This window comes from Micromonospora sp. SL1-18 (genome assembly GCF_047921505.1).
Classification (GTDB): Bacteria; Actinomycetota; Actinomycetes; order Mycobacteriales; family Micromonosporaceae; genus Micromonospora.
In genome coordinates, this window is record NZ_JBLROA010000195.1 from 1 (window position 1) to 732 (window position 732).

1 protein-coding gene is annotated in these 732 nt (G+C 68.3%); it reads right to left on the minus strand.

What is annotated here, in order from left to right; translation table 11 throughout:
• Positions 1 to 591 (minus strand): hypothetical protein (locus tag ACNAW0_RS30510; protein WP_416291503.1); only part of this gene is annotated, 591 nt, incomplete at its 3' end.
• Positions 592 to 732 lie beyond the last annotated feature (141 nt).

Below are 732 nucleotides of genomic sequence, written 5' to 3' on the forward strand. Positions count from 1 at the left end.
CTCCGTCCGCACCTGCGCCCGGTGGCGGGCGGCCTGCCGGTCCCGTTTCACGGTGCCGAGATTGTTGGCCGCGATTCGGTGCGCCTTCGCGTGATTACCACGGGCGGCGGCGGTGTTGGCTATCGAGCGCAGCTTCGCCCGGCGCCGGTTGCGTTCCTTCAACCGATCCGACTCGCTGGTCAGCAGTTCACCGAGCCGTTCACCGTGGGGATCGCCGTCGGAGTCGGTGAGGGCCTCGGTGTAGCCCTTGTCCACACCGACCGTCGCCTCACCGCGGGGCCGGTGCGACGAGCGCACCTGGGAGGCGTCGATCTGGTAGTGCACCTCCACCCGCCCGCCGCGCATAATCAACCGCAGCGTCCCCGTCGGCGCGACCGTGGTGGACAGCGGAATCCGGACCATTCGGCGGGGCTCAATGCCGGGCACCGCCAGCCATAAGCGGCCCCGCCCGTCGATGATCGTGTTGTAGTTGTCGGCCCGCACCACAATCTGATCGTGCGTGCGATTCTTCCCACGCTTCCAGTGCTGGCGCATCTGCCGCGCCAAGAACAGGTCGTCCGCCCACCGGTCGGCCTTCAGCGCGGTGAACATCCGCTTCAGCTCGGCCGGGTCGTTGGTTCGCCGGGCGATCGCCCGCCGGACCTTGACCTTGGCCGCCTCCATGTTCGCCGAGATGTCGCCCATCGCGTCACGGACGGTTTCCTTCCACGCATTGGCCAACACACCGAACCG